This window comes from Streptococcus sp. KR (genome assembly GCF_002238115.1).
Lineage (GTDB): Bacteria > Bacillota > Bacilli > Lactobacillales > Streptococcaceae > Streptococcus.
On record NZ_NGVM01000001.1, the window covers coordinates 89,909 to 114,247 of the forward strand.

Genomic DNA, 24,339 nt, shown 5'->3' on the forward strand with positions numbered 1-24,339 from the left:
TGCCGCCCGCCCCTTCTTTTTAATGGAGACAGAAAGATGATGAATGAATTATTTGGAGAATTTCTAGGGACTTTAATCCTAATTCTTCTAGGAAATGGTGTTGTTGCAGGTGTGGTTCTTCCTAAAACCAAGAGCAACAATGCAGGTTGGATTGTGATTACTATGGGTTGGGGAATTGCTGTAGCCGTTGCGGCTTTTGTATCTGGCACGCTCAGCCCAGCCCACCTAAATCCAGCTGTAACGTTTGCGATGGCCTTAAAAGGAACGCTCTCTTGGGCTTCCGTTTTCCCATACATCCTAGCTCAGTTCGCAGGGGCTATGCTGGGTCAGATTTTGGTTTGGTTGCAATTCAAACCGCATTATGAGGCAGAAGAAAATGCAGGCAATATCCTGGCAACCTTCAGTACTGGACCAGCTATAAAAGATACTGTATCAAACTTGATTAGTGAAATCCTAGGAACTTTTGTATTGGTATTAACAATCTTTGCTTTGGGACTTTATGACCTTCAAGCAGGAATCGGAACCTTCGCAGTGGGAACTTTGATTGTCGGTATCGTTCTATCACTAGGTGGAACAACAGGTTGTGCCTTGAACCCTGCGCGTGACCTTGGACCTCGTATCATGCATAGCATCTTGCCAATTTCAAACAAGGGAGACGGAGATTGGTCTTACGCTTGGATTCCAGTTGTGGGACCTGTTATCGGTGCAGCCTTGGCCGTGCTTGTATTCTCGCTTTTCTAAGACATTAAAACTCAATTATTCATACCTCAATAAACACAACTTACAAAAAATGACCAAAATAAAGGAGTACTTTCTCATTTCATTTTGGTCATTTTGATTTTTTTAAGTTTGTATACTGGTGTTGATTACTATTTCAGCTAAAAAGGCAGAATTCTTCACTGGTCCCTTCATCAATTTTTTGTTCTTGAATTTTATTTATTGTGTGAATAATTTTGTCTCATTATTGGGGTTCAGTACTAAGAGTCAGTTGGATTTTTTATTTTAAGAAATAAAATAACAGAAGTATTTTTAGTTTTTAAATTATGATATAATGAATAAAGTTAACTATCTTTGGTAATATGATAGGAACTAATCTTAAAAAGATAAATCATGAGATGAGAAAAAGAAAAAAAGGAGTTTGGCTGGTATGAATTATTTCGAGGGGAATGAGTTTTTCCTTCTTTTGTTTGTAGTTTTACTGATTGGTTTTGTGGTAAACTTTTTTGAAAAACGTAAGGACTACTATATTTTGGTGCTCTCCCTCTTATTTGCAGGAGCTATTTATGGCAAGAGTAGAGCAATGATTGTCTATTTAATCTCCTTTGTAACTTATCAATATTTTCTGGTTTTCATAGCACAGAGGATAGAAACAAAGCGGCTGAAACCTCTGGTTTTCCTTTCTATTTTTCCTTTGGTGATCAATAAAATCTTTGCCCTGACTTCTCTGCATTTGTTGGCCTTTATTGGCATTTCTTACATGTCCTTTAAGACCATTCAGATCATGCTGGAGATATCGGATGGCTTGATTAAAGAAAAGATTAGCATAAAAGACTACCTGCAATTTTTACTTTTTTTCCCTACAGTTAGTGCTGGTCCGATTGATCGGAGTAGGAGATTTTTAAAAGAGATAAACGAGGTCATGCCTCGAAAAGAGTATCTAGAGTTAGCAGGGGACGGTGTGTATCGTATCGTTCTAGGCCTTCTCTACAAGGTTGTTTTATCAACCTATGTTTATCAGATGTTACTCGCTCTAAATAATACTGGCACAGTCGTTTACTCAATCAAGTATATGTACCTCTATACCTTGTATCTGTTCTTCGACTTTGCAGGCTATAGTCTAATGGCCGTTGGAAGTAGCAACATTCTAGGTATTCAGACACCGATGAACTTTAACAAACCTTTCTTGAGTGTCGATATCAAGGATTTCTGGACCAGATGGCATATCACCTTGTCGACCTGGTTGAGAGATTTTGTATTTTCAAGAGTATTGATGCAGGTTATCAGGAAAAAATGGTTTAAAAATAGACTACACAATGCAACCTATGCCTATATGGTCAATATGTTGGTCATGGGTTTTTGGCATGGCCTTAGTGTTAGCTACATTGTTTATGGTTTTTATCACGGTGTCTTGATGGCTGGATTTGAAGTGTATCAAAAGAAAAGCAATTTTTATAAGAAAAATAAAAATAAAGATTGGTATAAGCTACTGAGTTGGTTTGTGACCATGAATTTGGTTATGATTGGTTTCTTTATCTTTTCAGGTGAACCCTATAAAATCTTACTTACGATTTTAAAGAGATAAGAAATTGAAAAGAGATTGGACGGATCGAAGGGATAGGATAAAACTAGATGATTAAACTAAAAGCATTTTTGCTATCGCTTGTGCTCGTAATTGCGACGCTTGCGCTTTTAAATGTGACATACGTCAAGAAGATTGATGATTATTATAAAGTAAAGGATAACAGTATTCGCTATAGCACTTCGTATGAAAAGTATAAAAGTAGAGATATTCTGACAAGCAATATTACTCCCAATACATTTGTTTTATTGGGATCATCTGAGTTGGTTGCGACGATAAATGAAGACTATCATCCCAATAAAATTTTTAACTACAACGATTTTAATATCATGCAGATTGGAACCAGCTATTCACAAAACATCATTCAGGCTACGACCTTGGGCTCAATTGAAGGATCTATGACTAAGCGAAAAGTGGCTATAATAGAATCGGTTCAGTGGTTTGAAAAAGATGGGACTCATCAAGATGCCTTTTTGAACAAGGCTTCTCAAGAACATATTTTCCATATGCTAGATAATGATAAGATTAGTAAGGAAACGAAAGAAAAACTAATCAATCGCATTATCGAAATTACCAAGGGGAACAAGCAACAAAATGACATCTACAAAAAATACAAAAGTTATTTCATAGATGAGAAAGGAACGATTGTTGATAAAAAACTATTAGAGTTTGATAACGCGATTTATTCCTTTAAACTCAAACAGACTTTTTATCAAAAACATGCCAAATCAGATTATCCTTCACTAGGAGACAAAACCCCAGACTATGATTGGGAGAAAATGACGAATCAGTTTGTAGAAGAGGTCAAAAAGAAAACAGACAATAATGATTATGCTGTTGATAATAACTACTACAATACCTATTTAAAAGATCGTTATACATCGCTGAAGAATTCTAATAAAGATTTGAGCTACCTCGAGTCACCAGAGTATTCAGATATGGAACTTTTCTTGACAGTTGCCAAGGAATTGGGCATTGAAGTTGAGGTCATTATTTTCCCAGTAAACGGGAAGTGGAACGACTACACAGGTGTTTCAAGAGAGATGCGGGAAAAAACTTACAAAAAAATAGAAGATGTTGCAAAAAGCCATGGTGCAACAGTACTAAACTATGGAAACAGAGAGTATGATGATTACTTTTTATTTGACGTGATGCACGTTGGAGTGAAAGGATGGATGGAAGTTGAAAAAGAACTATACAAATTTGCAAACCAAGATAACTAACACACACCGTTTAATCTTGTGGACGTTATTTTTCTATACTGTTATCTTAAGCATCGTGATTTATTGTTTTGTGACCGATTTTTCGAACATTCAAGAATTTATCTATAGTGAATTCTAGGATTACATACTATAAAAATCTCTAGATAAAGGGAACTGCACCGATAAAGTGAGACATAAGATAAGGCTCTATAATATTTATAGTGGGAAAATCCTCTATAGGTAGTATGGAGCCTACTTTGTTGTAGCTCCCCATATAATCCATACTGAAAAGCATTTAAGCTATCATTAGAAAGAATCATATGGAACAAATTAATGTTACTGGAACGTAGTGAAAATAGACGGGTAAACAATTGAAAAACTAGTCTATAAAGTGGTATAATAGCAGAAAAATAAATTAGTAAGAAATTGATTTTATTTTAGCGGAAAATTACAGAAATGAATGGTTTTTCTTGATGAAACAGAGAAAAGAATTGTACATATTTCTTGGTCGGACAGCCTTGTATTTTCTTATCTTTCTAGGGCTGCTTTACTTCTTTAGCTATCTTGGTCAGGGTCAAGGAAGCTTTATCTATAATGAATTTTAACTTGAAGGAGAATCCTTATTATGTCAAATAAACCAATAGTAGATATGATTGAAACCATTGAGCATTTTGCTCAGACACAGCCTAGCTATCCTGTTTACAATGTTTTGGGGCAGGAACACACTTATGGAGATTTGAAGGCTGATTCGGATAGTTTAGCTGCAGCCATCGACCAACTGGATTTACCAGAGAAGTCTCCTGTGGTTGTTTTTGGTGGCCAAGAATATGAAATGTTGGCAACTTTTGTAGCTCTGACTAAGTCAGGACATGCCTACATTCCCATTGACAGCCATTCAGCCTTGGAGCGAGTTTCGGCTATTTTAGAAGTAGCAGAGCCAAGCTTGATTATTGCTATCTCAGACTTTCCATTGGAGCAGGTTTCTACGCCAATGATGACTCTAGCTCAGGTTCAAGAAGCCTTTGCTCAAGGGACTAGTTATGAGATTACGCATCCAGTCAAGGGTGATGATAACTACTACATTATCTTTACTTCTGGTACGACTGGTAAGCCAAAGGGAGTGCAGATTTCACATGATAACCTCCTCAGCTTTACAAACTGGATGATTACGGATAAGGAATTTGCGACGCCAAGTCGTCCGCAAATGCTGGCTCAGCCACCTTATTCTTTTGACCTGTCTGTCATGTACTGGGCGCCGACCTTGGCACTGGGAGGTACGCTTTTCGCTCTTCCTTCAGCTATTACTCAGGACTTTAAGCAACTCTTTGCGACCATCTTTTCATTGCCAATCGCTATCTGGACATCAACGCCTTCTTTTGCGGATATGGCCATGTTGTCTGAAGACTTTAATAGCGAGAAAATGCCTGGTATCACGCATTTCTACTTTGATGGAGAAGAATTGACGGTCAAAACGGCTCAAAAACTACGTGAGCGTTTCCCAAATGCCCGTATTATCAATGCTTACGGCCCAACAGAAGCGACAGTGGCCCTGTCAGCAGTTGCCGTGACAGATGAGATGCTAGCGAATCTCAAACGTCTACCAATTGGCTATACCAAGGCTGATTCTCCAACCTTTATCATTGACGAGGAAGGAAATAAACTGCCAAATGGTGAACAGGGAGAAATCATTGTTTCAGGACCGGCCGTCTCAAAAGGTTATATGAATAATCCTGAAAAAACAGCAGAAGCCTTCTTTGAGTTTGAAGGTCTGCTAGCCTATCACACAGGTGATGTGGGAACCATGACAGATGAGGGCTTGCTTCTCTACGGCGGACGCATGGACTTCCAGATTAAGTTCAACGGTTACCGCATTGAGTTAGAAGATGTCTCTCAAAACCTCAATAAGTCTCGCTTTATCGAGTCTGCTGTTGCAGTACCGCGCTATAATAAAGACCACAAGGTGCAAAATCTTCTAGCCTATGTCATCTTAAAAGATGGTGTTCGTGAGCAGTTTGAGCGTGATATCGATATTACCAAGGCCATTAAGGAAGACTTGACAGATATTATGATGTCTTATATGATGCCGTCCAAATTCCTTTATCGAGACAGTTTGCCACTGACTCCAAATGGAAAAATTGATATCAAAGGATTGATTAATGAGGTAAATAGGAGATGATGGAGTTTTTTAAACAGCTTCCTCATTTAGAGCCATACGGCAATCCTCAGTATTTTATCTATGTGATTGCTGCAACCTTGCCCATCTTTATCGGCCTCTTTTTCAAGAAACGCTTTGCCTGGTACGAGGTATTGGTTAGTCTCTTCTTTATCGTTACCATGCTGGTAGGTGGGAAGACTAATCAATTGGCTGCCTTGGGCATTTATCTGTGCTGGGAAATATTGCTCTTGCTTTTCTATAAGCACTATCGAAAAAGTAAGGATGGTAAGTGGGTTTTCTACCTAGTTAGTTTTCTGTCCCTACTGCCGATTATCTTTGTCAAGGTGCAGCCAGCTATCAATGGAACGCAGTCTTTGCTTGGATTTTTGGGAATTTCTTACCTGACCTTTCGTTCGGTTGGGATTATCATCGAGCTGAGAGATGGAGTGATTAAGGATTTTAGCCTCTGGGAATTCCTCCGCTTCCTACTCTTCATGCCGACTTTTTCAAGCGGGCCAATCGATCGCTTTAAGCGGTTTAATGAAAATTATCAGACCATTCCTGAGCGAGATGAGTTGATGGATATGCTGGAAGAGGCTGTCAAGTATATCATGCTTGGCTTTCTATATAAGTTTATCATAGCTCATATTTTAGGAGAGACCTTACTCCCTCCTCTGAAGAATCTAGCCCTACAGTCAGGTGGCTTTTTTAACCACTATGCCTTGGCAGTTATGTATACCTTTGGTCTAGAACTTTTCTTTGACTTTGCAGGCTACTCTATGTTTGCCTTGGCAATCTCAAACTTAATGGGGATTCATAGTCCAATTAACTTCAACAAGCCTTTTTTATCTAGGGATTTAAAAGAGTTTTGGAATCGCTGGCACATGAGTCTGTCTTTCTGGTTCCGTGACTTTGTCTTTATGCGAATGGTCATGGTGTTGACCAGAAAGAAGGTCTTTAAGAATCGCAATGTAACCTCAAGTGTGGCCTATATTGTAAATATGCTGATTATGGGATTTTGGCATGGAGTGACCTGGTACTATATCGCCTATGGCCTCTTTCATGGATTAGGCTTGGTTATTAATGATGCTTGGATTCGTAAGAAAAAAACGCTCAATAAGGAACGGAAAAAAGCAGGGAAAGCTGCTCTACCTGAGAATCGCTGGATTCAGTTGCTTGGCATGGTTATCACCTTCCATGTCGTCATGCTGTCATTCTTAATCTTTTCTGGATTTTTGAATGATTTATGGTTTAAAAAATAAAAGGAAATAAAATATGGATATCAAATCAGAAGTTATTGAAATTATTGATGAGTTGTTTATGGAAGATGTTTCTGACATGATGGATGAAGATCTTTTTGATGCAGGTGTCTTGGATAGTATGGGAACGGTTGAGTTGATTGTGGAGATTGAAAACCGTTTTGATATTCGTGTCCCTGTTACAGAGTTTGGTCGCGACGACTGGAATACAGCCAATAAAATCATAGCTGGTATTGTGGAGCTACAAAATGCTTAAACGCTTATGGTTAATCTTTGGGCCTATCTTCATAGCTGGATTTTTGGTTCTTCTACTCATCTTTTTTTATCCAAGTACAACAAGCCATAATCTGACGGAGGAGAAATATTCGGCGGCTTCTGTTAGTGTAGAGAGTTTTAAAGAGAGAAGCCAAAAAGTAAGGGCTCTTACAGATCCAAATATGCGTTTTATTCCTTTTCTAGGGTCCAGTGAATGGATTCGATTTGATAGTGTCCATCCAGCTGTTTTAGCCGAGAAATACCATCGTCCCTATCGTCCTTACTTTTTAGGTCAAGCAGGAGCAGCCTCTCTAAATCAATATTTTGGCCTACAGCAAATTTTGCCAGAAATAGAGGATAAGCAGGCAGTATTTGTAATTTCGCCTCAGTGGTTTACGGAGGCTGATTATGAACCCGCAGCGTTTCAGAGATTTTTTAACAGTGACCAATTGACAGCTTTTCTGGAAAATCAATCTGGTGACACTGCTGCAAAGCATGCGGCTATTCGATTGTTAAAGCAGAATCCTAATGTTGCATTAAAAGGCATTGTTCAAAAACTGTCAAAGGGTGAAGAATTATCAGAGGTTGATCAGGTTGCTATTAATATTTTTGCCCGATTCAATGAGAGACAGGCTTCTCTATTTGGTCAGTTCTCCATTAGAGGAAAACTCAAATATAAGGAACATGTGGAAAATTATTTAAAAGATCTTCCAGATCAATTTTCTTACCAAGAGTTAGAAAAAATTGCTCGAAAGGATGCAGAAGCCAATACGACCAATAATGATATGGGGATGGAAAATCATTTCTATACGAGAGAGGTTAAGAAGGATTTGAAAAAATGGGAAGGGTATCAAAAGAATTACAGTTTCCTAAAATCATCTGAATATAATGATTTACAGTTGGTTCTCAATCAATTTGCAAAATCGAAAGTTAATGTCCTCTTTGTCATCCAGCCTGTCAATAAGAAATGGATGGACTACACAGGGCTCAGAGAAGATATGTACCAGCATGCAGTGGAGAAAATTCGTTACCAATTAGAAAGTCAAGGTTTCACTAATATTGCTGACTTTTCAAAAAATGGAGGGGATCCTTATTTTGTTAAGGATACCATTCACCTAGGTTGGTTGGGTTGGCTTGCTTTTGATAAGGCAGTTGATCCTTTCCTATCCAATCCCACGCCAGCTCCGACTTACCATCTGAATGAACGCTTTTTCAGCAAAGATTGGGCGACTTATGATGGAGATGTCAAGACATTCAAATAGATAATAATATATAGAAGAGTTCAAGAATGAAACTGGTTTTCACGTTTTTTCTTGACTCTTTTTTTGGTTGTGATATAATTAACCAGTAAATAATTTTTCAAAGAATAGTATTTTTCTCTTAAAAAAGAGAAGTCCAAAAGGAAAGGAGTCAGATATGAGACAGCTAGCGAAGGATATCGATGCTTTTTTAAATGAGGTGATTTTGCAGGCGGAAAATCAGCATGAAATTCTAATAGGTCATTGTACTAGCGAGGTAGCTCTGACCAATACCCAGGAGCATATCCTCATGCTCTTGTCGGAGGAATCTTTAACCAATTCAGAGTTGGCTCGTCGCCTCAATGTCAGTCAGGCGGCGGTTACCAAGGCCATTAAATCTCTGGTTAAGGAAGGGATGTTAGAAACATCTAAAGATCCTAAGGATGCGCGTGTGATTTTTTACCAGTTGACTGATTTGGCTCGTCCAATCGCTGAGGAGCACCATCATCACCATGAGCATACACTTTTAACTTATGAACAAGTGGCGACTCAGTTTACTCCAAATGAACAAAAAGTGATTCAGCGGTTTTTGACTGCTTTAGTAGGAGAAATCAAATAATGAGATACATTACGGTAGAGGATTTATCCTTCTATTATGATAAGGAGCCTGTTCTTGAACATATCAATTATAGTGTTGATAGTGGGGAATTTGTTACCTTGACAGGGGAGAATGGGGCAGCTAAGACGACACTGATTAAGGCCAGTCTTGGAATCCTTCAGCCACGCATTGGCAAGGTGACCATTTCAAAGACAAATACGCAGGGTAAGAAATTGAGAATAGCCTACCTTCCCCAACAAATAGCCAGTTTTAATGCTGGTTTTCCAAGTACGGTGTATGAATTTGTCAAATCTGGTCGTTATCCGCGAAAAGGCTGGTTCCGTCGTTTGAATGCTCATGATGAGGAGCATATCAAGGCTAGTTTGGACTCAGTTGGCATGTGGGAACACAGAGACAAACGCTTGGGTTCTTTATCTGGAGGACAAAAGCAGCGAGCAGTGATTGCGCGTATGTTTGCTTCGGATCCAGATGTGTTTATCCTAGATGAGCCGACAACGGGGATGGATGCAGGAAGTAAAAATGAATTTTACGAACTCATGCACCACAGCGCCCATCATCATGGCAAGGCTGTTTTGATGATTACCCATGACCCTGAAGAAGTTAAGGACTATGCGGACCGCAATATTCATCTAGTCCGTAACCAAGATTCGCCATGGCGTTGTTTCAACGTTCATGAGAATGATCAGGAGGTGGGCCATGCTTAGTTTGTTATCTTATGACTTTATGCAACGTGCCTTTCTGGCCGTTATTGCCATGAGTCTTTTCTCGCCAGTATTAGGAACCTTCCTTATCTTGCGCCGTCAGAGTTTGATGAGTGATACCCTCAGCCACGTCTCGCTTTCAGGTGTAGCCTTTGGGCTGGTTCTGGGGATTTCGCCAACTATTTCCACTATTGCTATTGTCTTGATTGCGGCGGTCTTCCTGGAGTATCTCCGTACGGTTTATAAGAGCTTTATGGAAATCGGGACAGCTATCCTCATGTCAACAGGTTTGGCTGTTTCTCTGATTGTCATGAGCAAGGGTAAAAGCTCTAGTTCTATGAGTTTGGACCAGTATCTTTTTGGTTCAATCGTGACTATTAGTGAAGAGCAGGTCATTTCCCTCTTTGTCATTGCGGCGGTTGTTTTGATTTTGACCTTCCTATTCCTTCGTCCGATGTATATTTTGACCTTTGATGAGGATACGGCCTTTGTGGATGGCTTGCCAGTTCGTACCATGTCCATTCTTTTTAACATGGTAACGGGGGTGGCCATTGCCCTTATGATTCCTGCTGCGGGAGCTCTTCTGGTATCGACCATTATGGTCTTGCCAGCTAGTATTGCCCTGCGTCTGGGGAAAAACTTTAAATCGGTTATGCTGCTTGCCAGTGCTATTGGATTTTTGGGAATGGTAGCAGGACTTTACATTTCCTACTATGCAGAAACACCTGCAAGTGCAAGTATTACCATTATTTTTGTAACTGTCTTTTTACTCATCAGTTTAGTAAGACGTTTTATCAAATAGGAGACTAACGTGAAAAAAATTAGCTTATTGCTAGCCAGTCTATGTGCCTTGTTTTTAGTGGCTTGTTCCAATCAAAAGCAGGCAGATGGCAAACTAAATATCGTGACAACCTTTTACCCTGTCTATGAATTTACCAAGCAAGTCGCAGGAGATACGGCTAATGTAGAACTCCTCATCGGTGCTGGTACAGAACCCCATGAATATGAACCGTCTGCCAAGGCAGTTGCCAAAATCCAAGATGCAGATACCTTCGTTTATGAAAATGAAAACATGGAAACATGGGTTCCTAAATTGCTAGATACCTTGGATAAGAAAAAGGTGAAAACCATCAAGGCGACAGGCGATATGTTGCTCTTACCAGGTAGCGAGGAAGAAGAGGGAGACCATGACCATGGAGAAGAAGGTCATCACCATGAGTTCGATCCCCATGTTTGGTTATCACCAGTTCGTGCCATTAAACTAGTAGAGCATATCCGTGATAGCTTATCAGCAGATTATCCTGATAAAAAAGAGACCTTTGAGAAGAATGCTGCTGCCTATATCGAAAAATTGCAAGCCTTGGATAAGGCTTATGCAGAAGGCTTATCTCAAGCCAAACAAAAGAGCTTTGTGACTCAACACGCAGCCTTTAACTATCTTGCTTTGGACTATGGACTCAAACAAGTCGCAATCTCAGGCCTTTCTCCAGATGCAGAGCCATCAGCAGCTCGCTTGGCAGAATTGACAGAGTATGTCAAGAAAAATAAAATCGCCTATATCTACTTTGAAGAAAATGCTTCTCAAGCCCTTGCTAATACACTTTCAAAAGAAGCAGGTGTCAAAACTGATGTCCTTAATCCTTTAGAAAGTCTGACAGAAGAGGATACCAAAGCTGGCGAAAACTACATCTCCGTTATGGAGAAAAACCTCAAGGCTCTGAAACAAACAACGGACCAAGAAGGCCCAGCAATCGAACCTGAAAAGGCAGAGGATACCAAGACAGTCCAAAATGGTTACTTCGAGGATGCAGCTGTCAAGGACCGCACCTTGAGTGACTATACAGGTAATTGGCAATCAGTTTATCCTTTCCTTGAAGATGGTACGTTTGACCAAGTTTTTGACTACAAGGCTAAGTTGACTGGTAAGATGACTCAGGCTGAGTACAAGGCCTACTATACAAAAGGCTATCAGACAGATGTGACTAAGATTAATATCACTGATAACACTATGGAATTTGTTCAAGGTGGACAAAGTAAGAAATATACTTACAAGTATGTTGGTAAGAAAATCTTGACTTATAAGAAAGGCAATCGTGGCGTGCGCTTCCTCTTTGAAGCGACAGATGCGGATGCTGGACAATTCAAGTATGTTCAGTTTAGCGACCACAATATTGCCCCAGTGAAGGCAGAACATTTCCATATCTTCTTTGGAGGCACAAGCCAAGAAGCCCTCTTTGAAGAAATGGATAACTGGCCAACCTACTACCCAGATAACCTATCTGGCCAAGAAATCGCCCAAGAAATGTTGGCGCATTGATGAGAAACCGACTAGTTCATAGGAGCTAGTCGGTTTTTTGATACTAGATGGCTAACTTCATGATAGATCTTTCAGATACATAAGGCGCTTTAAAAAAATAAATAAAACTCTTGAAATATCGGGGCTTGTATGTTAGAATGATTTTAACGGACAAGGTTCATTAGAACACCAAAGCCCTTAACTATGCCAGTAGTTAAGGGCTTTTTTGACGTATCTTAGCGATTTAACGGGTGTTGATAGGCTAGTCATTCGGTCTATTTCTTACCATCTAGCCATCTGCAGACGAAATACAAGATAATTCCTGCTATTACATCCGCTATAATAGTAAGAGCAAGCTCAGGCATAAGGCTCATTAGTTTCACCTCCTCTCACGAACCGTAAGGAACGTAATCGGTAACCGATGACAAAACAAAAATAGTATACACATCAAATGTAGATTATCAACCTCACTTAATGCTTGAACTATTGGAGTGCGGTTCACTTCAATGATGTTTTTTGTGAGTTTTTTAAAGGGATTAACCGTTACTTGTTTCGTTTCTTTGTCCACGACTTGTAAAACTCAGATAGTACTTAGATAAATAACTAGAAATACTCTGAGCATGGTTTATAACATATGTAACTTAAATTGACAGAGATTTGACGACAATGTGACAATTCACCTCTAATTATTGACATTTCAGGAAAAACCGCAGTAAAAACTGCACAGCCTTCTTTAAATGTGCTATAATACAGGAAAAATAATGATGGAGGTCACGATAATGGCAACATTTTTGATGATTTTTGTGGTGGTTTGTGTGCTCCTATTGGTAATAGTCACACTGAGTACAGTTTATGTGGTTCGTCAGCAGTCGGTGGCGATTATTGAACGCTTTGGGAAATACCAAAAGGTTGCCAATAGCGGTATTCATATTCGCTTACCTTTTGGGATTGACTCGATTGCAGCGCGGATTCAGTTGCGCTTGTTGCAAAGCGATATTGTGGTTGAGACCAAGACCAAGGACAATGTGTTCGTTATGATGAATGTAGCGACTCAGTACCGTGTCAACGAGCAGAGCGTGACAGATGCCTACTATAAACTCATGCGTCCAGAATCTCAGATTAAATCTTATATCGAAGACGCTCTTCGCTCTTCTGTTCCAAAATTAACCTTGGATGAATTGTTTGAGAAAAAAGATGAGATTGCCCTTGAAGTTCAACACCAAGTAGCAGAAGAAATGACTACTTACGGTTATATTATTGTGAAAACCTTGATTACTAAGGTCGAACCAGATGCAGAAGTTAAGCAATCCATGAATGAAATCAATGCGGCGCAACGTAAGCGGGTCGCAGCGCAAGAATTGGCGGAAGCCGATAAGATTAAGATCGTCACTGCAGCTGAAGCCGAAGCAGAAAAAGACCGCCTCCATGGTGTGGGGATTGCCCAACAACGTAAGGCGATTGTGGATGGATTGGCAGAGTCTATCACGGAACTCAAGGAAGCCAATGTTGGCATGACAGAAGAACAAATCATGTCTATCCTCTTGACCAACCAGTATTTGGATACCTTGAATACCTTTGCCTCTAAAGGAAATCAAACTATCTTTTTACCAAATACTCCAAATGGTGTGGATGATATTCGTACACAAATCTTGTCAGCCCTCCGCGCTGAGAAGAAATAATAGACTAAAGAGCTTGGCAACAGGCTCTTTTTTAGTGATCGTTAGAGATAAATCTTAGCTTAAATAAGACTATTCACAAAAGTTACTAACAGGTTTTGGATAAGTGTGGATAACTTCTGATTATTTTAGTGATATTTCTTATTTGTGTGACCAATTTAGTAACTTTTGAGGATTATAAAGTAGTTTTAATTGCTGCAACTCAAGAGTTAAGCACAGTTTGGGATAGTTATTCACAGATTGTGGATAATCTTGGGGATTGCAGATTTTTTATTATTTAGCGATGACTTGGCAACCAGCTAAGTGTAAAGGTTAGTTGTTCAGCTTTCAAGAGGTCTTGGTGTTGAATAGTTGATACGAGTGTTTTATCCAGTCGGCATTCTTTTACAAAGTTGAAATAGCTGTGGTTTTGCTCAGCATGAATATCTAGCCATTTATCTTCTTTGGCAAGATAGACTCGGAGATGGTCAAAGAGAGGAATTCCGAGATCATAGCTTGGTTTTCCTGGACAGGTCGGATAAAATCCGAGAGCTGACCAGATGTACCAGGCTGAGAGACTGCCATTGTCTTCATCGCCAGGATAGGCTTCCCAACTTGGGTGAAAAGCTTTCTGACGGAGCGTCTTGATGAGAAGGGCAGTGTAGTCAGGGTAATCGCTGTAGCGGAAGAGATAAGGAATGTGGAAGCTTGGCTGGTTGGAAATGGCGAGTTGCCCAAAAGGAGCAGTAGACATTTCGCTCATTTCGTGAATCTCGTAGCCATAGCCTGTTGTCTCAAAGAGGGGAGCATCTTGACAGGTTTTCAAAAGATAGTTGCTGAAGGTTTCTTTTCCACCCATAAGTTGGATTAAGTCTGGGATGTCGTGAAGGACGCCTAAAGTTGCTTGGATGGCTGAACATTCGGCATAATCACGTCCCCAACTATAAGGAGAGAAGTCAAGGCGGAAGTTGCCTTGACTATCACGCGCTCGCATGTAACCTGTCTCAGCGTCAAATAGATGGCGGTAATTTTGTGATGCGGCCTTGTAGGTTTCAGCGATTTCTATTTTCCCTCGTTTTTTGGCACAGCTGGCGATACAAAAGTCACTATAGGCATAGTCTAGAGTATGGCTAACGCTTTCGTGGTGGTCGATAGAGAGATAGCCCAGTTCTTGGTATTGAGCTAGTCCGTGACGACCATTGATGCCAAGAGGATCAGATTTGGTGGCTGTTTCAAGCATGGCTTGGAGGAGTTCTTCTTCTAGGTCGGGGGCCATGTCCTTGCAGGCGCTATCGGCGATAATACCGTCTATAAGTGTACCTGGCATCATACCCCGTTCATCTGGAGCCAGCCATTTTGGAAGGAAACTAGTATCGCGGTAGTTATTGAGAAATCCTTCTAAGAAGCGGTGGTAGTGTTCTGGTATGATAAGGGCAAAGAGGGGGAATGTGGTGCGGAAGGTATCCCAGAAACCATTGTTGCTAAAGAGGACACCGGGCTTTACAGTTCCAGTAGCCAAATCTTTGTGGATGGCTTGCCCTGATTCATCAACCTCATAAAAAGTCTGAGGAAAGAGGAAGAGTCTGTAGAGACAGTGGTCAAAGAAGGTTCGGTTAGCTTCTCCTGTCTCTATAATGTCAAAACGATGGAGGAGATTTTCCCAATCCGCTTGGGCATTTGCTTTACAGCTATCAAAATCTTCTTGAGGTAGATTAAGCAGTGCTTGAGAAGGAGAGATGAAAGAAGTCGCTAGCTGAATTTCAGCATGACTATCTGCCAGGTCGATTCGCCAGTCTCCACCTTCTTGGCTGATAGCAAGGATATCCATATTCATTTTCAGGGATGTGAACAGTATCAGTGGATTTTTGTTGTTCTCAGTTTTTCCTTCTTGTCGTAGGGCAAGATTCCTCTTATCTACTTGCTCTACTGCTAATTCATCTGCTGCGTGAAGATAGAGGGATAGGGCTTTGCCTTGCTTTTGCTCCAAACGAATAGAAGCACCGTAGCAAGTCGGTGTAAGCTGGGTTTCAATCTGATAGCGCAGGGAGAAAATCTTCAGATAATGAGGTTTGAAAGAGGACTTATCTATGTCATAGGAAGACTGGCGGTGAAAGAGGCTGTCTCCCCCTAGCTGACCGGTGACAGGTGTCAGAAGGAGCCAAGAGTAGTCCCCAATCCAAGGACTGGGCTGGTGGGTTAATCGAATCCCTTGAAATATAGGCAGATGTGGGTCGAAAAACCAAGAGCCCTCCTGGTCGCTGGTCTGGGGTACAAAGTAATTCATCCCAAAAGGAACGCCTGTGTAAGGCAGGGTATTTCCCCGAGAAAAGGCATGCTTGCTGGCAGTTCCAAATCGGGTATCGATGGTTTCAAGTAGTGGTTTCATAGTCTTTCCTTTAGCTGTTTTTCTACATTATATCAGAAAAAGATAGTCTTTAGAAAAGGCGTTTTAAAGATAACTATTTTGTAGAAAAATGACTATCATTTGTGTATGTATTTTCTGTCTCAAAAGCTATATACTGAAAATGAAACTTGTTTGAAAGAGGATACTGCACGATGATTTATTCAAAAGAAATTGTTAGAGAATGGCTAGATGAAGTGGCAGAACGGGCTAAGGACCATCCAGAGTGGGTGGATGTCTTTGAGCGTTGCTACACAGATACCTTGGACAATACGGTTGAAATCCTAGAAGATGGTTCAACTTTTGTCTTGACTGGGGATATTCCTGCCATGTGGCTTCGAGATTCGACAGCCCAACTCAGACCCTACCTGCATGTGGCTAAAAGAGATGCCCTCCTGCGTCAGACCATTGCAGGTTTGGTCAAGCGTCAGATGACCTTGGTACTCAAGGATCCTTATGCCAATTCTTTCAACATTGAGGAGAACTGGAAGGGGCACCACGAGACTGACCACACAGACCTTAACGGCTGGATTTGGGAACGTAAGTACGAGGTAGACTCGCTTTGCTATCCTTTGCAGCTGGCTTATCTCCTCTGGAAAGAGACTGGCGAGACTAGTCAGTTTGATGAGACTTTTGTCGCAGCGACCAAGGAAATTCTTCATCTGTGGACAGTGGAACAAGACCACAAGAATTCTCCTTATCGTTTTGTCCGCGATACGGACCGCAAGGAAGATACCTTGGTAAATGATGGCTTTGGCCCTGATTTTGCAGTGACAGGCATGACCTGGTCAGCTTTTCGTCCGAGTGATGACTGCTGTCAGTATAGTTACTTGATTCCGTCAAATATGTTTGCAGTTGTTGTTTTGGGGTATGTTCAAGAAATCTTCGCAGCATTAAACCTAGCTGATAGCGAGAGTGTTATCACAGACGCTAAGCGTCTTCAGGATGAAATCCAAGAAGGGATCGAAAATTACGCCTACACAAGCAACAGCAAGGGCGAAAAGATTTATGCCTTTGAAGTGGATGGTCTAGGAAATGCCAGCATCATGGATGATCCAAACGTACCAAGTCTGCTGGCTGCACCTTATCTGGGTTACTGTTCGGTCGATGATGAAGTGTATCAAGCAACTCGTCGTACCATTTTGAGCCCTGAAAATCCATATTTCTACCAAGGAGAATACGCTAGCGGTCTCGGAAGTTCTCATACCTTCTATCGCTATATCTGGCCAATCGCTCTGTCTATCCAAGGCTTGACAACGACAGATAAAGCAGAGAAGAAATTCTTACTGGATCAGCTGGTTGCTTGCGATGGTGGTACTGGTGTTATGCATGAAAGCTTCCACGTAGATGACCCAACTCTTTATTCTCGTGAATGGTTCTCTTGGGCCAACATGATGTTCTGTGAGTTGGTCTTGGATTACTTGGATATTCGTTAATCTAGGATTTTACTTGTTTTTAGCCAATTTACCAAGACAAAGTAGCTAAATATATACTTCTTTCAAATTTCATCTCAAATCATAGTTAAATTCTTGATAAATAAAATATTTAGAGTTAAACTGTTGGTGATTTGTTGAATTTGATTGAGCAAATCTTACATCCAAAAACGTTAACAATAAAAATTTAAATTTAGAATGAGGTTTTACTTCATGGAAAATGTTGTCGTACATATTATCTCACATAGTCACTGGGATCGTGAGTGGTACTTGCCTTTTGAAAGCCACCGTATGCAGTTGGTGGAATTATTTGACAATCTCTTTGATCTCTTTGAAAATGACCCTGAGTTCAAGAGCTTCCACTTGGATGGTCAAACCATTGTCCTTGATGACTACTTGGAGATTCGCCCTGAAAATCGCGACAAAGTCCAACGATACATCGACGAAGGCAAACTTAAAATTGGTCCTTTTTACATCTTGCAAGATGACTACTTGATTTCAAGTGAAGCCAATGTCCGCAATACCTTGATTGGTCAGCAAGAAGCTGCAAAATGGGGCAAATCCACTCAGATTGGTTACTTCCCAGATACTTTTGGAAATATGGGACAAGCTCCTCAAATCCTTCAAAAATCAGGCATTCACGTGGCAGCCTTTGGTCGTGGTGTGAAACCGATTGGATTTGACAACCAAGTTCTCGAAGATGAGCAGTTTACTTCCCAGTTTTCAGAAATGTACTGGCAGGGTGCGGACGGAAGTCGTGTCCTCGGTATCCTCTTTGCCAACTGGTATAGTAATGGGAATGAAATCCCAGTTGATAAAGACGAGGCCTTGACCTTCTGGAAACAAAAACTGGCAGACGTGCGTGACTATGCTTCGACCAACCAGTGGTTGATGATGAACGGCTGTGACCATCAGCCTGTCCAGAAAAATTTGAGTGAAGCCATTCGTGTGGCAAATGAACTCTTCCCAGATGTAACCTTTGTTCATAGTTCTTTTGATGAATATGTTCAAGCTGTGGAAAGTGCCCTACCAGAGCAATTATCAACGGTTACAGGTGAGTTGACCAGTCAGGAAACAGACGGCTGGTACACACTTGCCAACACTTCTTCATCTCGTATTTATCTCAAACAAGCCTTCCAAGAAAATAGCAACCTCCTAGAGCAAGTTGTAGAACCCTTGACTATTATCACTGGGGGTCATAACCACAAGGACCAGTTGACCTATGCTTGGAAAACTCTTTTGCAAAATGCGCCGCATGATAGCATCTGTGGCTGTAGCGTGGACGAAGTTCACCGCGAGATGGAAACTCGTTTTGCCAAGGTTAACCAAGTCGGAAACTTTGTTAAGAGCAATCTTCTTAACGAATGGAAGGGTAAAATCGCTACAGCTAAGGCTCAAAGTGATTATCTCTTTACTGTCATTAACACAGGCTTGCATGATAAGGTCGATACTGTCAGCACAGTGATTGATGTGGCGACTTGTGATTTCAAGGAATTGCACCCAACAGAAGGTTACAAGAAGATGGCTGCCTTAACCTTGCCAAGTTATCGTGTGGAGGACTTGGATGGTCGTCCTGTAGAGGCTAAAATCGAAGACCTCGGAGCTAATTTTGAGTACGATTTACCAAAAGATAAGTTCCGCCAAGCTCGTATCGCTCGACAAGTGCGCGTGACTATTCCAGTTCACCTAGCACCGCTTTCTTGGACAACCTTCCAATTGCTGGAAGGAGAACAAGAACACCGTGACGGTATTTACCAAAATGGAGTAATTGATACGCCATTTGTAACGGTGAGTGTGGATGACAATATCACAGTCTATGACAAGACAACTCACGAAGCCTATGAAGATTTTATCCGCTTCGAAGACCGTGGTGACATCGGAAACGAGTATATCTATTTCCAACCAAAAGGAACAGAGCCAATCTATGCAGAGCTTAAGGGCTACGAGGTCTTGGAAAACACAGCTCGCTACGCTAAGATTTTGCTCAAACATGAATTGACCGTGCCTGTCAGTGCAGATGAAAAGCTAGAAGAAGAGCAAAAAGGCATCATCGAGTTTATGAAGCGTGAAGCTGGACGTTCAGAAGAATTGACAAGCATTCCTCTTGAAACTGAGATGACTATCTTCGTTGATAATCCACAAATCCGTTGCAAGACTCGCTTTACCAACACTGCCAAAGACCACCGTATCCGTCTCTTGGTCAAGACTCACAACAAGCGTTCAAGTAATGATTCTGAAAGCATTTATGAGGTAGTGACACGACCAAACAAACCAGCAGCTTCATGGGAAAATCCTGAAAATCCTCAACACCAACAAGCCTTTGTTAGTCTGTATGACGATGAAAAAGGTGTGACTGTATCCAACAAGGGATTGAATGAATACGAAATCCTTGGAGACGACACTATTGCAGTGACCATTCTGCGTGCGTCAGGTGAGCTAGGTGACTGGGGTTACTTCCCAACACCAGAAGCACAATGCTTGCGTGAGTTTGAAGTCGAGTTTGCGCTTGAATGCCACCAAGTCCAAGAACGCTTTTCAGCCTATCGTCGTGCTAAAGCCTTGCAGACACCATTTACCAGCCTTCAGCTTGCTAAACAAGAAGGAAGCGTGGCTGCGACTGGTAGCCTCTTGAGCCATTCTGTTCTCAGCATACCGCAAATCTGTCCAACAGCCTTTAAGGTATCTGAAAATGAAGAAGGCTATGTTCTTCGTTACTACAATATGTGTAGTGAAAATGTACGTGTACCGGAAAGCCAACATCTCTTTCTTGACCTACTTGAACGACCATACCCAGTTCATAGAGGTCTCATTTCACCACAAGAGATTCGTACAGAATTCATCAAAAAAGAAGAAATTTAATTTCAAAAAGTAAACATAAAAAGAAAGGAGGGGCGAAAAAGTAAGAATTAATTGCTGATTCGCCCCTTTTTATGGTAAAAACAATGACCATTGCAACGATTGATATCGGAGGGACTGGGATTAAGTTTGCTAGTCTGACTCCTGATGGGAAAATACTGAATAAGACAAGCATTCCAACGCCTGAAAGTTTGGAGGACTTACTAGCTTGGCTAGATCAACGTTTGTCAGAGCAGGATTATAGCGGGATTGCTATGAGCGTTCCAGGCGCGGTCAATCAAGAGACAGGTGTGATTGATGGCTTCAGTGCGGTGCCCTACATTCACGGATTTTCTTGGTATGAGGCGCTTAGCTCTTATCAGATTCCTGTCCATCTGGAAAATGATGCCAACTGCGTTGGACTTAGTGAACTGCTAGCTCATCCAGAACTAGAAAATGCAGCCTGTGTCGTGATTGGGACAGGGATTGGCGGAGCCATGATTATCAATGGTAGACTTCATCGAGGTCGCCACGGCCTGGGTGGAGAATTTGGCTACATGACCACCCTTGCCCCTGCTGAAAAGCTCAACAACTGGTCGCAACTAGCATCAACTGGGAATATGGTGCGATACGTGATTGAAAAATCTGGTCAGACTGACTGGGACGGTCGCAAGATTTACCAAGAGGCCGCAGCAGGAAATACCCTTTGCCAAGAAGCCATTGAGCGCATGAACCGTAATCTGGCGCAAGGCTTGCTCAATATCCAATATCTCATCGACCCAGATGTCATCAGTCTGGGAGGCTCTATCAGTCAAAATCCAGATTTTATCCAAGGTGTCAAGAAGGCTGTTGAAGACTTTATCGATGCCTACGAAGAATACACGGTCGCACCTCTTATCCAAGCTTGTACCTATCATGCAGATGCCAATCTCTATGGTGCCCTTGTCAACTGGTTACAGGAGGAAAATCAATGGTAAGATTTACAGGACTTAGTCCCAAACAACATCAAGCTATAGAGTTGCTTCAAAAGCACATTTCTCTACCAGATGTCGAAGTAGCTGTCGCTCAGTCTGACCAAGCCTCTATCTCTATCAAGGGTGAGGGTGGCCATTATCAACTAACTTATCGCAAATCTCACCAACTTTATCGTGCCTTGTCCTTGTTGGTAACAGCTTTAGCAGAAGGTGACAAGGTAGAGATTGAGGAACAGGCGGCTTATGAAGATTTAGCCTACATGGCAGACTGTTCTCGAAATGCGGTGCTGAATGTGGCTGCTGCCAAGCAGATGATTGAGGTCTTGGCTCTCATGGGCTACTCAACCTTTGAACTTTACATGGAAGATACATACCAGATTGAAGGGCAACCTTACTTTGGCTATTTCCGTGGAGCCTACTCGGCTGAGGAATTGCAGGAAATCGAAGCCTATGCCCAGCAGTTTGACATTACCTTTGTTCCTTGCATCCAGACCTTGGCCCACTTGTCAGCCTTCGTAAAATGGGGTGTCAAAGAAGTGCAGGAGCTCCGTGATGTAGAGGACATTCTTCTTATCGGCGAAGAAAAGGTTTATGACCTGATTGATGGCATGTTTGCTACTCTATCTAAACTGAAGACTCGCAAGGTCAATATCGGGATGGACGAAGCCCACTTGGTTGGTTTGGGACGCTACTTGATTCTGAACGGTGTTGTGGATCGTAGTCTCCTCATGTGCCAACACTTGGAGCGCGTGCTGGATATTGCAGACAAATATGGTTTCCACTGCCAAATGTGGAGCGATATGTTCTTTAAACTTATGTCAACAGATGGCCAGTACGACCGTGATGTGGAAATTCCAGAAGAAACTCGTGTCTACCTAGACCGTCTCAAAGATCGTGTGACCTTGGTTTACTGGGACTATTATCAGGATAGCGAGGAAAAATACAACCGCAATTTCCGTAATCACCACAAGATTAGCCATGACCTTGCATTTGCAGGTGGTGCTTGGAAGTGGATTGGTTTCACACCCAATAACCATTTCAGCCGACTCATCGCTGTTGAGGCTAACAAGGCCTGTCGTGCCAATCAGATCAAAGAAGTCATTGTGACGGGTTGGGGGGACAATGGTGGGGAAACTGCCCAGTTTTCTATCCTACCAAGCTTGCAAATCTGGGCAGAACTCAGTTACCGTAATGACCTAGACCGTCTGTCTGCTCACTTCAAGACCAATACAGGTCTTTCGGTTGAGGATTTTATGCAGATTGACCTAGCCAACCTATTACCAGACCTACCAGACAATCTCAGTGGTATCAATCCCAACCGCTATGTCTTTTATCAGGATGTTCTCTGCCCGATTCTTGACCGACACATGACACCTGAACAGGATAAACCGCACTTCGCTCAGGCTGCTGAGACGCTCGCTGCCATTAAAGAAAAAGCTGGAAACTATGCCTATCTCTTTGAAACGCAGGCCCAGTTGAATGCTATTTTAAGTAGTAAAGTTGATGTGGGACGACGCATTCGTCAGGCCTACCAAGCAGATGATAAAGGAAGTCTGCAAGAAATCGCAAGGCAAGAATTACCAGAACTCAGAAGCCAAATTGAAGACTTCCATGCCCTCTTTAGCCACCAATGGCTGAAAGAAAACAAGGTCTTTGGTTTGGATACGGTCGATATCCGTATGGGCGGACTCTTGCAACGCATCAAGCGAGCAGAAAATCGCATCGAGGCTTATCTGGCTGGCCAGCTTGACCGTATTGATGAGTTAGAAGTGGAAATCCTGCCATTTACTGATTTTTACGTAGACAAGGACTTCGCAGCCACAACAGCCAACCAGTGGCATACTATTGCGACAGCTTCGACGATTTATACGACATAAAAAACAAGAACACCTTGCCTTGAGCAGGGTGTTTCTCGTGAAACATCCCTTTCTTAAACAAGTACTCCACATAAAATAATTTGTGGAGTTTTTTCTATAATTAGTAGTTTAACCTAACCTTCAAATAGGAGTATACTAATAATGTAATCGTTATCAAAAGTCTAAAAAGGAATTTTTAGATGGATATCAAAATAAAAAAGGGGGGAAATTATGAATAAGTTTTCAAAAACCTTGAGAGACAACTGGATCTTTCTCTTAATGGTTTTGCCAGGGGCACTCTGGTTGATTCTATTCTTCTACATTCCAGTATTTGGGAACGTGGTTGCCTTTAAAGACTACCACATGACCAGTAATGGATTTATAGATAGTATCGTGAATAGTAAATGGGTCGGACTCGATAATTTCAGATTCTTGTTTAGTTCAAAAGACGCCTTTATCATCACACGAAATACTGTCCTCTACAATCTCGGCTTTATCTTTATCGGTTTGATTGTATCAGTAGGGATTGCCATCATCCTCAGTGAACTCCGTTCTAAGAGAATGGTTAAGATTTTCCAAACTTCTATGTTGTTCCCTTACTTCTTGTCTTGGGTTATCATTAGTTTCTTTACAGATGCCTTCCTAAATATTGATAAAGGTGTGTTCAACCATTTCCTAGAATCTATCGGAATGAAGGAAATCAATTTCTACGCTGACTTGGGTATTTGGCCTTATCTCCTACTTTTCCTTGGTATTTGGAAAGGCTTTGGATATAGCAGTGTCATGTACTATGCGACAATCATGGGAATTGATCCAACCTACTACGAAGCAGCAACAGTGGACGGGGCTAGCAAATGGCAACGAATTCGCAATGTAACTATTCCGCAGTTGACACCATTGGTAACCGTATTGACCATCCTTGCAGTCGGGAATATCTTCCGTGCAGACTTTGGTCTTTTCTACCAAATCCCCCACAATGCTGGTCAGCTTTATAACGTAACCAATGTCTTGGACGTATATGTTTATAACGGTTTGACTCAGACAGCGGATATCGGGATGGCTTCAGCGGCAGGTCTCTACCAATCAGTTGTCGGCTTGATTCTGGTTATCCTATCAAACTTACTGGCACGACGAGTTGATCCAAACTCAGCTTTGTTCTAG

General features: G+C 41.5%; 19 protein-coding genes. 18 read left to right on the forward strand and 1 reads right to left on the reverse strand.

All coding sequences use genetic code 11. The features are described 5' to 3' along the window. The first annotated feature begins 36 nt into the window (after positions 1-36). The 13 genes from CBI42_RS00480 (at position 37) to CBI42_RS00540 (ending at position 13,703) form a co-directional block, all read left to right on the forward strand. On the forward strand, positions 37-741 hold the full coding sequence (locus tag CBI42_RS00480) for an MIP/aquaporin family protein (protein ID WP_094752995.1): 705 nt from the start codon (positions 37-39) through the stop codon (positions 739-741). A 406-nt stretch (positions 742-1,147) separates the two neighbouring features. Then, complete coding sequence (gene dltB / locus CBI42_RS00485) at positions 1,148-2,302, forward strand: D-alanyl-lipoteichoic acid biosynthesis protein DltB (protein ID WP_094752996.1); 1,155 nt, start codon at positions 1,148-1,150, stop codon at positions 2,300-2,302. A gap of 47 nt (positions 2,303-2,349) precedes the next feature. Then, positions 2,350-3,522 (forward strand): D-alanyl-lipoteichoic acid biosynthesis protein DltD, encoded by a 1,173-nt coding sequence (gene dltD, locus CBI42_RS00490; protein WP_061589664.1) that lies wholly within the window; start codon positions 2,350-2,352, stop codon positions 3,520-3,522. Between the two features lie 452 nt (positions 3,523-3,974). Further along, positions 3,975-4,106 (forward strand): teichoic acid D-Ala incorporation-associated protein DltX, encoded by a 132-nt coding sequence (locus tag CBI42_RS00495; protein ID WP_033682482.1) that lies wholly within the window; start codon positions 3,975-3,977, stop codon positions 4,104-4,106. A gap of 20 nt (positions 4,107-4,126) precedes the next feature. Next, positions 4,127-5,677, forward strand: coding sequence for a D-alanine--poly(phosphoribitol) ligase subunit DltA (gene dltA / locus CBI42_RS00500; RefSeq protein WP_094752997.1), 1,551 nt, complete (start codon positions 4,127-4,129; stop codon positions 5,675-5,677). Then, positions 5,674-6,918, forward strand: coding sequence for a D-alanyl-lipoteichoic acid biosynthesis protein DltB (gene dltB / locus CBI42_RS00505; RefSeq protein ID WP_049491170.1), 1,245 nt, complete (start codon positions 5,674-5,676; stop codon positions 6,916-6,918). The genes dltA and dltB (CBI42_RS00505) overlap by 4 nt, the downstream gene beginning before the upstream one ends. 13 nt (positions 6,919-6,931) lie before the next feature. Beyond that, positions 6,932-7,171, forward strand: a complete 240-nt coding sequence (gene dltC, locus CBI42_RS00510; protein ID WP_000351967.1) for a D-alanine--poly(phosphoribitol) ligase subunit DltC — start codon at positions 6,932-6,934, stop codon at positions 7,169-7,171. Then, the gene (gene dltD / locus CBI42_RS00515; RefSeq protein WP_049491172.1) at positions 7,164-8,432 is read left to right on the forward strand and encodes a D-alanyl-lipoteichoic acid biosynthesis protein DltD; all 1,269 of its coding nucleotides are present in this window, start codon (positions 7,164-7,166) and stop codon (positions 8,430-8,432) included. Before dltC ends, dltD (CBI42_RS00515) begins: the two co-directional genes overlap by 8 nt. Positions 8,433-8,586: 154 nt before the next feature. Further along, positions 8,587-9,027, forward strand: a complete 441-nt coding sequence (gene adcR / locus CBI42_RS00520) for a zinc-dependent transcriptional regulator AdcR (RefSeq protein WP_001249308.1) — start codon at positions 8,587-8,589, stop codon at positions 9,025-9,027. Then, on the forward strand, positions 9,027-9,731 hold the full coding sequence (locus CBI42_RS00525; RefSeq protein WP_001269496.1) for a metal ABC transporter ATP-binding protein: 705 nt from the start codon (positions 9,027-9,029) through the stop codon (positions 9,729-9,731). Before adcR ends, CBI42_RS00525 begins: the two co-directional genes overlap by 1 nt. Then, complete coding sequence (locus tag CBI42_RS00530; RefSeq protein WP_000950030.1) at positions 9,724-10,530, forward strand: metal ABC transporter permease; 807 nt, start codon at positions 9,724-9,726, stop codon at positions 10,528-10,530. The genes CBI42_RS00525 and CBI42_RS00530 overlap by 8 nt, the downstream gene beginning before the upstream one ends. Positions 10,531-10,539: 9 nt before the next feature. Then, complete coding sequence (adcA, locus tag CBI42_RS00535; protein ID WP_094752998.1) at positions 10,540-12,045, forward strand: zinc ABC transporter substrate-binding lipoprotein AdcA; 1,506 nt, start codon at positions 10,540-10,542, stop codon at positions 12,043-12,045. 773 nt (positions 12,046-12,818) lie between these two features. After that, the gene (locus CBI42_RS00540; RefSeq protein ID WP_004235732.1) at positions 12,819-13,703 is read left to right on the forward strand and encodes an SPFH domain-containing protein; all 885 of its coding nucleotides are present in this window, start codon (positions 12,819-12,821) and stop codon (positions 13,701-13,703) included. Positions 13,704-13,977: 274 nt separating this feature from the next. On the opposite strand, the gene CBI42_RS00545 is transcribed toward CBI42_RS00540, so the two are convergent. Beyond that, positions 13,978-16,065, reverse strand: coding sequence for a GH92 family glycosyl hydrolase (locus CBI42_RS00545; protein ID WP_094752999.1), 2,088 nt, complete (start codon positions 16,063-16,065; stop codon positions 13,978-13,980). Between the two features lie 170 nt (positions 16,066-16,235). On the opposite strand from CBI42_RS00545, the gene CBI42_RS00550 reads away from it, so the two are divergent. From CBI42_RS00550 to CBI42_RS00570, 5 genes are all read left to right on the forward strand, one after another. Next, the gene (locus CBI42_RS00550; RefSeq protein WP_049491177.1) at positions 16,236-17,516 is read left to right on the forward strand and encodes a glycoside hydrolase family 125 protein; all 1,281 of its coding nucleotides are present in this window, start codon (positions 16,236-16,238) and stop codon (positions 17,514-17,516) included. A gap of 210 nt (positions 17,517-17,726) precedes the next feature. Next, a complete protein-coding gene (locus CBI42_RS00555; protein ID WP_049491178.1) occupies positions 17,727-20,372 on the forward strand; it encodes an alpha-mannosidase in 2,646 nt (881 codons plus the stop codon). Positions 20,373-20,455: 83 nt separating this feature from the next. Beyond that, positions 20,456-21,325, forward strand: coding sequence for an ROK family protein (locus tag CBI42_RS00560; protein WP_049491179.1), 870 nt, complete (start codon positions 20,456-20,458; stop codon positions 21,323-21,325). Continuing rightward, the gene (locus tag CBI42_RS00565) at positions 21,319-23,199 is read left to right on the forward strand and encodes a family 20 glycosylhydrolase (protein WP_049491180.1); all 1,881 of its coding nucleotides are present in this window, start codon (positions 21,319-21,321) and stop codon (positions 23,197-23,199) included. Before CBI42_RS00560 ends, CBI42_RS00565 begins: the two co-directional genes overlap by 7 nt. Before the next feature lie 210 nt (positions 23,200-23,409). Beyond that, entirely contained in the window at positions 23,410-24,339 is a 930-nt protein-coding gene (locus CBI42_RS00570; RefSeq protein WP_001032152.1) for an ABC transporter permease, read from the forward strand.